The 13,518-nt window shown below is 73.3% G+C and carries 12 protein-coding genes; 3 read left to right on the top strand and 9 right to left on the bottom strand.

Features of this window, described 5'->3' with window-relative positions; translation table 11 throughout:
• Nucleotides 1-33: 33 nt before the first annotated feature.
• Complete coding sequence (rfaE2, locus tag ACNF49_RS06445) at nucleotides 34-1,497, top strand: D-glycero-beta-D-manno-heptose 1-phosphate adenylyltransferase (protein WP_482943081.1); 1,464 nt, start codon at nucleotides 34-36, stop codon at nucleotides 1,495-1,497.
• On the opposite strand, the gene ACNF49_RS06440 is transcribed toward rfaE2, so the two are convergent.
• From ACNF49_RS06440 to ACNF49_RS06415, 6 genes are all read right to left on the bottom strand, one after another.
• Nucleotides 1,469-2,239, bottom strand: a complete 771-nt coding sequence (locus tag ACNF49_RS06440; protein WP_357975069.1) for a hydrogenase maturation protease — start codon at nucleotides 2,237-2,239, stop codon at nucleotides 1,469-1,471. The genes rfaE2 and ACNF49_RS06440 overlap by 29 nt on opposite strands.
• A 1-nt stretch (nucleotide 2,240) precedes the next feature.
• Entirely contained in the window at nucleotides 2,241-3,134 is an 894-nt protein-coding gene (locus ACNF49_RS06435; RefSeq protein WP_357975071.1) for a hypothetical protein, read from the bottom strand.
• Entirely contained in the window at nucleotides 3,122-3,538 is a 417-nt protein-coding gene (locus ACNF49_RS06430; RefSeq protein WP_482943080.1) for a NifU-related iron-sulfur-binding protein, read from the bottom strand. The genes ACNF49_RS06435 and ACNF49_RS06430 overlap by 13 nt, the downstream gene beginning before the upstream one ends.
• A 247-nt stretch (nucleotides 3,539-3,785) precedes the next feature.
• Nucleotides 3,786-4,895, bottom strand: a complete 1,110-nt coding sequence (locus tag ACNF49_RS06425; protein WP_357975077.1) for an L-dopachrome tautomerase-related protein — start codon at nucleotides 4,893-4,895, stop codon at nucleotides 3,786-3,788.
• 39 nt (nucleotides 4,896-4,934) lie between these two features.
• On the bottom strand, nucleotides 4,935-5,783 hold the full coding sequence (locus tag ACNF49_RS06420) for an alpha/beta fold hydrolase (protein WP_482943079.1): 849 nt from the start codon (nucleotides 5,781-5,783) through the stop codon (nucleotides 4,935-4,937).
• A gap of 55 nt (nucleotides 5,784-5,838) precedes the next feature.
• Complete coding sequence (locus ACNF49_RS06415) at nucleotides 5,839-7,428, bottom strand: IucA/IucC family protein (protein ID WP_357975082.1); 1,590 nt, start codon at nucleotides 7,426-7,428, stop codon at nucleotides 5,839-5,841.
• 81 nt (nucleotides 7,429-7,509) lie between these two features.
• On the opposite strand from ACNF49_RS06415, the gene ACNF49_RS06410 reads away from it, so the two are divergent.
• Together ACNF49_RS06410 and ACNF49_RS06405 are read left to right on the top strand one after the other, a co-directional pair.
• Entirely contained in the window at nucleotides 7,510-9,111 is a 1,602-nt protein-coding gene (locus ACNF49_RS06410) for an IucA/IucC family protein (protein ID WP_482943078.1), read from the top strand.
• 104 nt (nucleotides 9,112-9,215) lie between these two features.
• On the top strand, nucleotides 9,216-10,301 hold the full coding sequence (locus ACNF49_RS06405; RefSeq protein ID WP_482943077.1) for a PAS domain-containing protein: 1,086 nt from the start codon (nucleotides 9,216-9,218) through the stop codon (nucleotides 10,299-10,301).
• On the opposite strand, the gene ACNF49_RS06400 is transcribed toward ACNF49_RS06405, so the two are convergent.
• The 3 genes from ACNF49_RS06400 to ACNF49_RS06390 form a co-directional block, all read right to left on the bottom strand.
• Nucleotides 10,287-11,051, bottom strand: a complete 765-nt coding sequence (locus ACNF49_RS06400) for an SDR family NAD(P)-dependent oxidoreductase (RefSeq protein ID WP_357975092.1) — start codon at nucleotides 11,049-11,051, stop codon at nucleotides 10,287-10,289. The genes ACNF49_RS06405 and ACNF49_RS06400 overlap by 15 nt on opposite strands.
• Before the next feature lie 14 nt (nucleotides 11,052-11,065).
• Nucleotides 11,066-12,175: an alanine racemase gene (locus ACNF49_RS06395; protein WP_482943076.1), complete on the bottom strand. Its 1,110-nt coding sequence runs from the start codon at nucleotides 12,173-12,175 to the stop codon at nucleotides 11,066-11,068.
• 243 nt (nucleotides 12,176-12,418) lie between these two features.
• On the bottom strand, nucleotides 12,419-13,378 hold the full coding sequence (locus ACNF49_RS06390) for an endo alpha-1,4 polygalactosaminidase (RefSeq protein ID WP_482943075.1): 960 nt from the start codon (nucleotides 13,376-13,378) through the stop codon (nucleotides 12,419-12,421).
• Between the last annotated feature and the right edge of the window lie 140 nt (nucleotides 13,379-13,518).

The following is a 13,518-nucleotide window of genomic DNA, read 5'->3' as shown; positions in this document are numbered from 1 at the left end:
TTTGATCTGGGCTTCTACAGGTACTCGCCCTCTATGGGCACCCTGAGGGAAGAGACGGTCAGCGCGGTCGTCGTCGGCGACGTCATGCTCGACTCGTGGCTGCACGGCTCGGCCAAGCGGCTGGCCCAGGAGGCGCCGGTGCCCGTGATGAGCCTGGAGGCGGTCGAGGACGCGCCGGGCGGGGCCGGCAACACCGCGGCCAACCTGGCGGCGCTCGGGGCCCGCGTCCGGCTCGTCGGCGTCGTGGGCGACGATCCCTGCGGCGACCAGCTCGTCCAGGCGTTGCGCCTGCTCGGCGTGGAGACGGATCTGCAGGCGGTGCCGGGGCGGCGTACCGCGCACAAGCGGCGGCTGGTCACCAGCGGCCAGCTCACCGCCCGCTACGACGAGGAGGACCTCGACGTCATCCCGCCCGAGGCCGAACGCGAGCTGCTGGCCCGCGTCTCCGCGGCCGTGGCGGGCGCGGACGTCGTCGTGGCCTGCGACTACGGCGGCGGCGTGTTCACCCCGGCGGTGCGCCGGGCGCTGGCCGGGCTGCCGCTGCTCGTGGTGGACGCGCACGCGGTCGCGCCCTGGGGCGAGTGCGCGCCGGCGGCGGTGCTGCCCAACTACGCCGAGGTGGTGGGCCTGCTCGGCGAGGTGGACGCCGCGGCCGACCGGCCGGCGTACCTGATGGCGCGGTCCGCGCAGATCCTGGCCGCCACCGGGGCCCGGATCGTGGTGACCACCCTGGACGGCGAGGGCACGCTGCTGCACCGGGCCGGCTGCCCGCCGTACCGGACCTACGCCCGGCCCGCGCCGCAGCACATGGCGACCGGCGCGGGCGACACCTACACCGCGGCCTTCTCGCTCTGGCTGGCCGCCGGCGCGACGCCGGAGGAGGCCGCCGAGGCGGGCCAGGCCGCGGCCGGCGTGGTCGTACGCCGCGCGGGCACGTCCATCTGCACCCGCTACGAGCTGCTGCGCGCCCTGCGCCGCCAGGAGGGCACCGTGCAGGCGGCCGAGCGCCTGGCCCAGCTCCTGGACGAGCACCGGCGCAGGGGCGAGCGCATCGTGTTCACCAACGGCTGCTTCGACGTGCTGCACCGGGGCCACGTCAGCTACCTGGAGCAGGCCGGGCAGCTCGGGGACGTGCTCGTGGTCGCGGTCAACAGCGACGCCAGCGTGACCCGGCTCAAGGGCCCGGGACGCCCGCTCAACCCGTGCGAGGACCGCATGTCGGTGCTGGCCGCCCTGAACGACGTGGACTACGTGACCGAGTTCGACGAGGACACCCCGGAACGCCTGCTCAGGCTCATCAGGCCGGAGATCTACGTCAAGGGCGGCGACTACACCCCGGAGATGCTGCCGGAGGCGCCGCTGGTGCGCTCGCTCGGCGGCGAGGTGCTGGTGCTGGACTACCTGCCCGACCGCTCGACGACCGCCATCATCGGCCGTATGCGCTCGGTGCCCGGCGAGCCGGACGGGGTCAGGCCCGTTCCGCCAGCACGTCCATGACCAGCGAGCGCACCATCCGGACCGCCTCCTCGACCGCTCCGCGCACCGGCTCGCTCAGCTCCACCAGCACGTCGTCGGTGACCAGCCGGGCCGGCTCGCAGCACAGCACGAGCACCCGCGCGGGCACCCGGCCGAGCTCGCGCGCCATGCGCAGCACCTTGACCGGGTCGAGGCCGTGGCTCTCGGCCGCGATGCCGCCCAGGCCGGGCATGTCCGGTTCGAGCAGGGTCAGCGTGCCCGGCGGCTCGCCGCGCGGCGCGGCGTCCACGAGGATCGCGGCCTCGTAGTCGCGCTGGAGCGCGTAGGCCAGGTCGAGGCCGCGGCTGCCGAAGTCGAGCACGTCGGCGGGCAGGTCGTCGTCGGCCAGCCGGCGCACGACCTCGACGCCGAAGCCGTCGTCGCCGAGGAAGACGTTGCCGATCCCGGCCACCAGGACGCGCGGGCGGCAGCCTCCTCCGACGGGTTCGAGCTCCTCGGCCGAGTAGAAGAACCGGTGGCACGGCAGCCTGGACTCGCCCAGGTCGCGCAGCGGGTCGCCGGCCAGGGTGACGCCGACGTGGAAGCCGCCGTCGTCGTCCCGCTCGACGCTCTCGATCACCGCGAGGCGGCCGTTGAGCGCGAGGTCGAGGATGTCGGCGCGGCTCTTCGGGCGCAGGCGCACCCGGCTGCCCGGGGCCAGCCGCACGCCGTCGACGATCGCCTCGGCCGGGCCCGGCCGTTCCGTCGGGTACCGAGTGTCCATGTCACGTCTCCCGCATGGTGCCGTGCAGGCGCATGAGCTCTTCCGGGGTGAGCGCGGCGCAGTGGTCGAGGAGCTGGTCGATCTCCATGTCGTCGAACGTGCCGCCCTCCGGCGCGACCTTGGGATGGTCGTAGAGGATGACCGGGGCCGACAACATCGTGTGCCGCTCGCCCTCCTCGCCCACCAGCACCGGCCAGGTGCCGATGTTGTGGCAGCCCGCGGCGAGCGCGCGCAGCCCCTCGGGCGGCTCCGTCAGCGAGACGAACCGGCCGCCCGGCGAGCTCACGACCGTGTGCGCGGAGATCAGGGTGTGCTTCATGGCCTCCGCGCGCGAGTCGCCCTGCCACGCGCTGGTGTTCGCCACCCGGACGGTGAGCCGGAACAGGCCCTCGCGCAGCCGCTCGGCGAACACCTCGGCCCGGCCGCTCAGCGCCTCCCAGCCGCGCAGCAGCACGCCCTCGCCGTCGAGCCATTCGGCCCGCTGGCCCGGCGGCACGTGGATCTCCATGCCGGCCGGGCAGGCCAGCAGGTCGGCCAGGCGCAGCCCGGTCTCGGCCACCTCCCGCTCCTTGGCCTCCTCCCTGGGCAGGTGGCGGGCGCCGCCGACGGTCAGCTCGGGCACGCAGACCAGCTCGCCCTCGCGCTGCACGGCCACCTCGCAGGTGACCAGGTGCAGGAAGCGCACGTGCACGTCCACGACGTCGTCGCCGCCGGCCTCCAGCAGGCACTGGGTCTGGGTCAGCCACGGGTTGCCCTCGTGCGCCCGGCCGTACGACTCGGGGTGCACGCCGCCGAACGTCCAGCGCCGCCGGTCGGGCGGGGCGGAGTGGCGGCTGGGCCACAGCAGGTAACCGCCGTAGAGGACGGCGCGGGCGATGCGCCTCACGTGGTCCATCTGCCGGCCCCCACGCCGGACGCCGACCGGACGATCTCGACCTGCTCGACCTCGGGGGCCGCGTCGCGCACTGCCCGGCGCACCGCGTCCGCCGAGCCGTCGCCGTCGGCGAGCCGCAGGCGTACGAGGTCGCCCTCGACCGCGATCACCTCGGCGCCGGTGCCGCGCAGGGCGTCCTCGACCCGGGTCCGCACGTCGATCGGGTGGAGGTCGTGCAGCAGCAGCAGGTGTGCGACCACGTCGTCGGCGGCCAGCCGGGCGGCCAGGTCGTCGTCGGCCGCCGCCATGATCCGCGTCAGGCCCTCGCCGTAGAGGTCGAGCAGGGCCTGGGCCAGCTCGACGGCGGGCGGTTCGGCCCGTTCGAGCAGGCTCTCGATCCTGCCGATGCGTGCGTTCAGCGACATGACGCCCCCAGGACGGTCACGCCGTCGGGAAACCTGTCGTATTTAGCGGCATTCATCGGCCTTAAGCCCCCCATGTGGCCAGTGCAGAGGTTTAGCGATGGCGTCGTTCGGTATCTGATCAGTACCTCTACGTAGCGGGCATACCGCGTCGACGAAGGCGGCAAACCATGACCCAGACCCTGCCCACGCGCCCCGGGCTGTCCGAAGAGGCTCAGCCGGCGCAGGAGAGGCGCGGCCACCCGCGCCGCTAGACCAGCCGGACCGGGCCGGCGTCGATCGGCACCCGGAACAGCGCGTACGGGTACCGCCGCCGGTCCCGCCCCTCCTGGTACCTGGCCTGCCGGTGCAGTTGGTTGGCGGTCACGTACAGGTGGCCGTCGGCGACCGACAGCGTGTCCGGCCACAGCAGGCGGGCGTCGTGCACCAGGGTGTCGATCGTGCCGTCGGGCATCCGGCGCAGCACCGCGTTGTGCTCCCAGTCGGTCAGGTAGATGTGCCCGGCGTCGTCGGCCTCCAGGCCGTCGGCCGAGCCGCCCTTGTCGCCCTCGTCCCTGACCGTCGCCGCCACTTCGGCGTCGTCCAGCGTGCGGTCGACCAGGGCGTCCGTGGACACGCTGTACCAGCGGCGGGAGAGCAGGGGGCAGTACCAGAGCCGCTCGCCGCCGGCCGGGAGCGCGATGCCGTCCGACCCCATCAGGACGGGCGACGGCGGCCCGTCCTGCGGTCGTTCCAGGAACGGCCGGCCCTCCACGACCGGCACGAAGTCCGGCGGCCGCTCCGCCTTGGTGCTCGGGTGGTCGTGCAGCCGGCGCCACGCCTGCCCGCTGGCCAGGTCGACCACGACGATCCCGTTGGGCCCCTTGTCGGCGGAGTCGGTGAGATAGGCGACCCCTTTGCGCAGGTCGAACCGCACGTCGTTGAGGTAGGACGTCTCCAGGGCGACACCGCGGTCGAACATGATGACCTTGACCACGGTGTCGGTCTCCAGATCGACGCAGACGAGCTTGGGGCCGCCCTTCCTGGTGGGCCGGAACATCGGGCTGCCGGTGTCGAGGATCCACAGCCTGTCCATGGGATCGACGACCACGCTCTGCACCGAGACCAGCCACTTCGACGGCTCGTCGGCCTCGGTGTTCCACTCCTGGTCCGGGTAGGGGACGGCGTCGCCGTCCCGCAGCTCGACCACGGTCGCCGGAACGTCGTCACCCCATTTGGGGAAGTTCACGAAAATCCGGCCGGCACGGGAGACCGTGACGCCGGTCGGCATCGGACCGGACTCGAAGGCGTGCACGAGCTCCAGCTTCCCGATGGGCTCATCGACCGGCTGAACGCCGTCGCGGCCGCTCCCCTTCGCCATGTTCCCCCCGTTCCCGGACCCGCCGGGCATCTGCCCAGCTCAGGCCGGGAGAAACAGCGCCTTCTCCAGCCACGGCCGCAGGATCGGCAGCACGTTCGCCGCCTGCATGGCCCCGGCGTGGTCGAGCCCGTCGAGCACCTCGACGTCCCAGCCCAGCGCCTCGATGGCGGCCCGCTCACGGAGCACCGGACCGGCGATGCTGACGTGGGTGCCGCCCCACCGCTCGTCGTAGACGATCTCGTCGGCGGAGCCGACGAAGCACAGCCGGGGGCAGGACAGGCGCACCTGGCCGTCGTCGAACCCGCGCAGCGCCCGGTACAGGGTGGCGAACTGCCTGGCCTGCCCCTCGCTCAGGGTCACCTCGGTCGACGACCAGTCGCCCGGCTCGCCCGTCCCCGTGGCCGGCGGCGTGGCGGTCCTGGGCGCGACGGCCATCCGGTACGTGGCCTCGGTGACCTTCAGCATCTCGGCGTAGGGCCCGCCGAGCGGCGGGTAGCCGCCCATGACCAGCGCCGAGAGCCGGTCGGTGCGCAGGGCGAGCTGGAGCCCGCTGAGCGCCAGCCAGGAGTAGCCGTAGTAGGCGAACCGGTCGGCCCCGACCGCGTCGGCCACCGACAACATGTCGGCCGCCACGTTGTCGGGGGTGAGCGTGTCCGGCTTGGGATGGGCGAGGACGTGGCCCTCGTAGTCGAAGGCCACGACGCGGAAGCCGTCGGAGAGGCCGTCGATGAGCGAGCGGCCGAGCGCCGGGTCGGCCCCCCACTTCCGCATCTCCTCGGCCGCCTCGCCCTCGATCGGCTTGGGGTTGACGGCCAGGAGCAGCACCGGCCCCGACCCGTGGACCTCTGTCTCGATGGTGCTTCCGTCGTGCAGCTTCGCCGTGGTCACCGGTGGCCTCCGTGAATTCGATACACCGTAAACGGTTGTCCTCGGCGAGGATAGCTTATGGCGTAAAGAGTCGCAAAGGGCTGGGCATCGGCACGCACCGCATGTCCGCGCCGTCCGCCTCCAGCCAGCGCAGCAGCAGGTTGGCCTTGGCGGGCACGTACGCGCCGGCGAGCAGCTCGCGCAGCTCCTCGGGCTCGCCGTGGTCCTCGGCGCAGCCGGCGAACACCGACCTCGCCCCGGCCCACAGCTCGGCCCGCAGCTCCGGGTGCCGCTCGGCCACGGCTCCGGCGATCTCGCAGAGGTTGTTGACGACCAGGCAGTACAGCAGCCGTTCCCAGCCGTAGGCGGGGCTCACGACGGGCGTGCGGGCGCCGGGCAGGCGGTGGCGGTCCGCGGTCAGCTTGACCCCCTCGTGGTCGCGGAAGATCGCCTGGCCGGGCAGGCCTCGCCCGTCCACGCCGATGAGCACGTTCTGCAGGTGGCATTCGAGCACGACGCCGTGGCGGAAGTAGGCGTGCAGGACCGGCGGCACGACGTGGTCGAGGTAACGCCGCCACCACACGAGCGCCTGGCCGGCGTCGAGGCCGTCCAGCGGGTTGCCGGGGAAGCCCTCGCTGACCCCCGCGGCCAGCAGCGCCGTCAGCCCCGGCCGCAGGTGCCCGCCCAGCCCGTCGCGGACGATCACCGCCAGCGCCTCGCCGCCGTCCCCGCCCAGCTCCAGGCTGCGGTAACCGCGGTCGCCGAGGACGGCGGGCCGCGGCCGGTGCTCGGGCAGGTCGTCGAACGCCACGCCCAGCAGGTCGTCGATCAGGCCCAGCCAGCGCAGGTCGTGCAGCCACAGGCGGCGGATGTCGTTGGTGATCCGCACGTCCAGGCTGAACTTGCAGAACAGGTCCGCCTCCGGCAGGTACACCGTGCGGATCGAGGCCGTCGCCACCGCCCGCGCGGGCGTGGCGCCGAGGTGGCGCAGCTCCTTGAGCCCGCCCAGCAGCTCCACCTGCCAGGGGTGGGCGGGCAGCAGCGTCAGTCCGTCGGGGGCGGGCGGGCCGAGCCGGTCGAGCGCGCTCGCGTCGCCCTGCTCGACCAGCGCCTCGGCGGGCACCCCGAGCAGCGGCAGGGCGAAGCTCGCGCGGGCCTCCGGCGAGTAGGGCAGCCACGCGTCCGGGCCTGATCCGCCGCGCGCCTTGGGGGCCGGGTGGTAGCGGTGACCGGCGACGAGCGCCTGCTCCGAGCGCAGGTACAGGTCGGCGGGCGGGGTGGTGGCGCGCTGGGCCGACAGCAGCGCGGCCATGACGTCCCGGCTCTCCATGATCTCCTTGGCCAGGGACGGGTTGGCGTGGCCGGTGCGCGTCCGCAGCTCGTCCTCGGTCAGCGCCACCAGGGCGGCCAGGGAGAGCGGGCGCGGGCCGCCCGGGGTGCGCAGGGCGGGGGCGCCGGGGTACCGTCCGGGGCGGACGTGCAGGATGTGCCCGGTCGCGGGCAGCACCCACACGCCGTCCTCGGCGGTCGCGGGTTCGGCCACCTCGCGGAGCAGGCAGTTGAGCAGGGCCGTCACCGCGAGGTCCGCGGCCCCGTCCGCCGCCTGGTGGTCTTGCGCCTCGGATGCCGGGCCGGCCGGTGGGAGGAGGCCGTCGATATATGCCATGGCGACCTGTCCTACCCTTTTGTACCGATCAGTGTCCACAGGGTGCTCACCTGGGCATGTTCCTGGATACGGGGGGGGTTCATGCGGCATTCTGCGGCGCGGTTCGCGAGGGAGCTGGCCGCCGTGCGCCCGGACCTCACGCCCGGCTACGCCGCGGCCCTGCCGGGGGCGCGGGCCGCCGTCATGGGACGGCTGTGGCGGGGCCTGCTCTGCGAGCCCCTGCCGGGCCTCGCCGAGCCGGTCGCCGTGGGTGCCGACCTGCGCGTACGGCTCTCGGACGGCCGCGAGCTGACCGGCCGGGCCCGGCTGCCGTACGACCTGGCCGACGAGCCGGTGCTGCGGCTGGACGGCGTCCCGTACACGGACCCGGCCGAGCTGCTGGCGGCGCTCGGCCTGCCCGGCGCGGCGGGGCTGGTCGCCGACCTGGACAACAGCGTCGCCTCCCTGGCGTTGTCCCGGGCGGGCGCGGCCTCCCCGCTCCGCGAGCCGGGACCGGAACGGTACGAGCAGAGCGTGGTCGACGGCCATCCCTACCATCCGGGCTGCCGCAACCGGCCGGGGGTGTCGGTGGCCGAGCAACTGGCGTACATGCCGGAGCACCGGCCCGTCGTCGCGCTCGACCTGGTGGCGGTGCCCGCCGCCGAATGCCTGGTCACCGGGCCGTGGCCGGGCTCGCTCATGGACGGCGACCGGCTGCTGCTGCCCGTCCACCCCTGGCAGACCCGGCACGTGCTGGCCGGGCTGGGGGTGCACCCGTACGCGATCGGGGCGTTGCCGTGCCATCCGCTGATGTCCGTACGGACCCTCGCGCCCCTGGACGGCGGCCCGCACCTCAAGACGGCGTTCACCACCCGGATGACCTCCGGCGTCAGGGACATCTCCCCCGGCTCGGTACGCGACTGCGTCCCCCTGTCGGACCTGCTCACCGCCCTGTCGGCGCGGCTCGGCGGACGTCCGCGCATCGCCCGCTACCTGTCCGGCGCCGCGGGGGCCGTGCGCGGCGAGCACACCGCCGACCTGTCCGTCATGCTGCGCGATCCGACGCCCCGCGTGCCCGGCCACACCGTGCTGCCCGTCGCCGCTCTCACCGCCCCCGCCCAGTGGGACGCGCCACGAGGCGAGCGGGCCGGCGAGTGGCTGGCGGCCTTCGCCGGCGCGGCGACGGCGGCGGCGCTCGGCCTGCTGGCCCTCGGGGTCGCGCTGGAGGCCCACGGCCAGAACCTGCTGGTCGTGCTGGACCGGCGGGGCCGCCCGGTCGAGCTGGTCTACCGCGACCTGGCCGACGTCCGGATCAGCCCGGCCCGGCTGGCCCGCAACGGCTTCGGGACGCCGCCCGTCAGCCCCCGGCTGCTCAGCGACGACCCCGGCGTCCTGCACGCCAAGCTGTTCGGCTCGCTCGTCGGCACCACCTTCGGCAGTCTCGTCTCCCTTCTGGGGGAGGGCGACCGTACCGCCGAGTCACGTCTGTGGGCCGTCGTGGCGCGGGCCGCGCGGCGGGCGTTCGACGCGCTCCCCGACACCCCCGACGTGCGCGCCGACCGCGAGGCCCTGTTCGGCGAGCGGATCCGGGTGAAGGCCCACCTGCTCGCCCAGCTCGCGGGCGCCCCGCCCGGCGACAGCTGGACGACGCTGCCCAACCCCCTCACCCAGGGAGCCTGCTGGACCCTCGCTCACGCACGGTGAGCGCCTGGCTCTTTTCCCGCAGGAGGAGGAGTATGGGGCATGCAGCCGGACCCTGCGGCGCGTCGATCTCCGATCACGCAGAGTTCAGGGAAGGAGCGAATCCGATGATGCAGCTCTCAGTACGGCTCGTGCCCGTGGGCGACACCACCCTGGTGGTCGCCCTGGCGGGCGAGCTCGACTCGACGACCAGCCCCATCCTGGCCGCCTTCCTCGACCCCCTGCCGCGCTCGCGGGTGAAACACGTGATCGTCGCGGCGGGCGACCTCTGGTTCTGCGACCTGAACGGCGTCGAACAGCTGGCGATCACCCACCGCGCCATGTTGGAGAAGGGCGGCCACCTGGCCGTCGCCGAGGCCCAGCCCGCGCTGTGCCGCCTCATCGCGCTCATGACCGAGCACGGCGGCACCGCGATCCCCCTGTTCGGCACGATGCCCGAGGCCCTGGCCGGGACCGGCGTCGAGATCTACGAGCAGACCGGCCCGCCCAGGCCGGTCAACCGCCATCTGGCCTGCTTCCGCCGGGCCCGCGACCCCCGCTCCGAGCAGCACCACGGCACCCGCCGGCTGCGGCCGCAACGGGACGAGACGCCCATCACCCCCGACCGCCAGGAGAACCTGCCGCCACCCGGCCGCTGGTCCGCGATCGTCGGCCGGCTGCGCTCGGCCAACGCCGACCTGGAGCGCGCGAACGACGAGCTGCGCTCGGCCAACGCCGAGCTGCGCCACGCCAACGACGCGCTCACCGCCCGCGCCGCCGAGCTGCGCCGCGCCAACGACGCGCTGGTCGCCCGCGCGGCCGAGCTCGACGCGGTCGGCCGGATCACCGCCTCGCTGCTCCACGGGCTGGGCGACGTGGTGGTGGTGCTCGACGCCGACATGCGGGTGCTCATCTGGGGGGCGGGGGCCGAGGAGTTGTGGGGGGTGCGGGCCGGCGAGGCGGTGGGGCGTCCGCTGGCCTCGCTGGGCACGGGGCTGCCGGTGGAGCGGATCGTCCCGCTCGTCCGGGACACACTGGCCGGGGGCACGACCAGGGCCGGAGCCAGGAGGGTCGCGCTCGACGCGGTCAACGGCCGCGGCCGGCCGACGCAGCTCACCGTCGAGCTGTCCCACCTGCGTACCGACGACGACTCGGGGCACGGCCTGATCATCGCCATGAAGGTGCCGCGCCCCGGCGACTCACATGATCGCTAGCTGACCGCCGTCGATCACCAGCTCGGTGCCGTGGACGAACGCGGCGTCGTCCGAGGCGAGGAAGGCGTAGGCGGCGGCGACCTCCTCGGCGAGCCCGGCCCGGCCCAGCGGGATGTGGTCGCGTTCGTAGGCGGAGACGAAGTCGTCGGCGAGCCCCGACGAGATCGAGGCGTTCAGCGGGGTGCGGATGTAGCCGGGGCACAGGGCGTTCACCCGGATGCCGTGCTTGCCGAGCTCGACGGCCATGGTCTTGGTCAGCAGCAGCACGCCGCCCTTGGAGGCGTTGTAGTGGGCGTAGTCGGCCTCGCCGCCGAGGCCGTTGGTCGAGGACATGTTGAGTATCACGCCGCCCGTCCCCCGTTCCACCAGGTGGCGGGCGACGGTCTGGGCCATCAGGAACATGCCGCGCAGGTTCACCGAGATGATCCGGTCCCAGTGGTCGGGGGTGATCTCCAGGAACGGCTCCCGCCAGGCGGTGCCGGCGTTGTTGACGAGCACGTCCACGCCGCCCATGGCCTCGATCGCGCCCGCGACCAGCCGTGCGACGTCGTCCGCCGAGCTGACGTCGCCGGCCAGGCCGCTCACCTCGCCGAGCGGCGCGAGCTCGGCGACGGCGCGCCCGACCTCGTCGCCGTCCAGCCCGGTGAGCACCACCCGCGAGCCCTCCTCCAGGAACCTGCGGGCGGTGGCGGCTCCGATGCCGCTGCTCCCCCCGCTGATCAGCACCCGCTTCCCGGCCAGTCCCCGCATGACGCCGTCCTTCCTCAACGCACCGCGCCGCGTGCCGCGACGCGCAGACCTGTGGTGACCTGCCCGTTCTCGACGCCGTGCGCGACGTCGAAGAGGTTCACGACCGAGCAGGCGTGGCTCGGGACGAGCTGCACGCGCGTGCCGACGGGCAGCTCCCCGACGTGCTCGGGGTCGAGGCGGGCGACGGCGTGCTCCTCGTTGAGGAACACCATGTGCGCGTACGGCCGCCCGGCCACCCTGATCCAGTCGGGCATGCCGCTGCCGTCTGAGGCCAGGCACTTGGTGCCCGCGTCGAACACGACCCGTTCCGGCGTCGGCCTGGCGATCACGGTGGCCAGCACGCGGGCCGCCGTGGTGCCCTCCGTGGCCACGCCGAGCCGCATCATCGAGGCGTCGTTGAAGATGTAGGTGCCGGGCCGGATCTCGGTCACCCCCGCCACGCCCGCCACGTGCCGGGCGGTGGGGGTGCAGCCGACGCTGATCTCGCGCAGCTCGATGCCGTCGCGGGCGCACAGCTCGGCGGTGGCCACCAGGTCCTCGCCCTCGCGGCGGGCGGTCTCGGCCAGCTCCTCCGGGCTGCTTGCGTGGTACGCGTGCCCGGCCAGGGTGAGCAGCCCGACGACGTCCACGCCGGGGACCAGGGCGATCTCGGTCACCAGGTCGGCGGTGGGACGGCCCGGCGGGCGGCCCAGCCGGTGCTGGCCGGTGTCCACCTCGACCAGCACCTCGATCGGCGGCCCCGGCAGCCGGCCGAGACCGGCCGCCACCTCCGGCGAGTCGAGGCTGACCCGCACCCGGGCCCGCTCCCGCAACGCGGCCAGGCGGCGCAGCTTGGCCTCACCCCAGATCGGGAACGCGAGCAGGATGTCGTCGATCCCGGCGTCCGCCATGATCTCGGCCTCGCCCAGCTTGGCGCAGGTGATGCCGGTCGCCCCGGCTTCGAGCTGCAGCAACGCCAGCTCGGGCATCTTGTGGGTCTTGACGTGCGGACGCAGGCGCACGCCGTGCCGTGCGGCGGCCTTGGCCATCTCGGTGACGTTGTGTCTGACCACGTCGAGGTCGATGACCAGCGCGGGGGTGTCGATCTCGGGGTACATGCGTGGTTCGCCCCTCTCGAAGGTCATCAGAAAATAGCATTGGTTCCGTATCCCGCACTATCATTCCGTCAAGCGGAACTAGACGGCCATGTCAGGGCCTTCGGAACTGCATTCTGTGACGAGAAAGAACCCGATGCGCGACCGTGGAGCAGGAAGGCGTCCAGAGCGTCGCACGGCCGGCCACCCGACGCGTAGGGGGTGCCGCGGCCCGGCGAACGGCCGCGACACCCCCCAAGGGTCCCGCTCAGCCCGTGACGGGCAGGGCTCCTGTTACTTGCACGGCTTGTACGGCGTGTCCTTCAGCGAGTAGTCCACGGCCTTCTTGATCGCGTTGATGCCGAGCTTGGCCGCCTTGGGGCAGAAGGACGACGGCGCCGTCTCGTACTCGACCTGGAACACCGGCTTGCCCGCCTTGACGAAGACGCTCAGCTGACCGCACTCGTCGTACTGGAAGCACTCCTCGTTGACGGCGTAGTCGAAGCTGGACACCAGCTCGGCCGCCTGGCTGAGGTCGTTCTTGAGCGCCGCGGACAGGCCCTTGCGGTGGGCCAGGTCGGCCAGCGCCTTGTTGTAGATGAGCTGGGTGGCGGGACTGACGGTCCAGCCGGTGACCGACTTGCCCTCTTCGTGGGCGTTGACGACGTCGAACTCGACCCCGTCGAAGCCGGCCTGGGCGCACTTGTCGACCCGGGCCTCCATCATCTTCAGCAGGAAGTCCCGCTGGCCCTGGTCGTTGCTGATGTTGGCCCAGCGCTCGTTGGGGAACTCGGCGCTGAACGGCTTGCCGAGCAGGGAGTTGCCGTGGCTCTTGTGCCAGGCGACGAACTGCTGGTAGTCGGGCCGGTACTCCTCGATCGAGCCGGCGTCGACGTAGCAGACGGCCTTCGCGCCGCGGGCGTGGACGGCCTTCACCGCCGCGGTGTTGAGCGTGGTGTTGTTGCCCACCACGTCGCCGTCGGCGTAGAGGTCGATGTCGAACACCGCCGGCCTGACGCAGGCGCCGCCCGACTGGGGGGCCACGCAGATGTCGACGTTGACGCCGCCGGTGGCGGCGTACTTGGCGTTGCCCTGGAGCTGGTACTGCCAGCGGCTCTGCAGCGGCGGCTTCCACGGTCCCGCCTGCGCCGTCTCCGCCGTCTCCGCCGTCTGGGCCGTGGCGGGGGCGGCGAGCGCCGCGAGCGGCGCGCAGCTCAGGGCCGCGACCGCGGCCAGCCGGACTAAAAGGGTCAAGGTTCGCACGTTCGCGCCCTCATTCCGTCTAGTGGAACTCTAGTCTGCATCGTGGATGCGTGACTATACTCGCCGCACGCAGCGGGCCGCCACGCCCGCCGTGCTCTGTGGAGGGAACCCCATGGCACGACCCATTCACC

The sequence above is a fragment of the Actinomadura sp. ATCC 39365 genome (genome assembly GCF_054392275.1).
Note: the sequence above shows the minus strand (reverse complement) of the source record. Positions and strands in the feature narration are given on the sequence as shown.

Coding starts and splice junctions, on each gene's coding strand:
- ACNF49_RS06435 (WP_357975071.1), bottom strand. CDS start 3,134: ATGGACCACGTGAGGCGCATCGCCCGCGCCGTCCTCTACGGCGGTTAC.
- ACNF49_RS06405 (WP_482943077.1), top strand. CDS start 9,216: ATGATGCAGCTCTCAGTACGGCTCGTGCCCGTGGGCGACACCACCCTG.
- ACNF49_RS06395 (WP_482943076.1), bottom strand. CDS start 12,175: ATGACCTTCGAGAGGGGCGAACCACGCATGTACCCCGAGATCGACACC.
- ACNF49_RS06410 (WP_482943078.1), top strand. CDS start 7,510: ATGCGGCATTCTGCGGCGCGGTTCGCGAGGGAGCTGGCCGCCGTGCGC.
- ACNF49_RS06440 (WP_357975069.1), bottom strand. CDS start 2,239: ATGGACACTCGGTACCCGACGGAACGGCCGGGCCCGGCCGAGGCGATC.
- ACNF49_RS06425 (WP_357975077.1), bottom strand. CDS start 4,895: ATGGCGAAGGGGAGCGGCCGCGACGGCGTTCAGCCGGTCGATGAGCCC.
- ACNF49_RS06400 (WP_357975092.1), bottom strand. CDS start 11,051: ATGCGGGGACTGGCCGGGAAGCGGGTGCTGATCAGCGGGGGGAGCAGC.
- ACNF49_RS06415 (WP_357975082.1), bottom strand. CDS start 7,428: ATGGCATATATCGACGGCCTCCTCCCACCGGCCGGCCCGGCATCCGAG.
- ACNF49_RS06430 (WP_482943080.1), bottom strand. CDS start 3,538: ATGTCGCTGAACGCACGCATCGGCAGGATCGAGAGCCTGCTCGAACGG.
- rfaE2 (WP_482943081.1), top strand. CDS start 34: ATGGGCACCCTGAGGGAAGAGACGGTCAGCGCGGTCGTCGTCGGCGAC.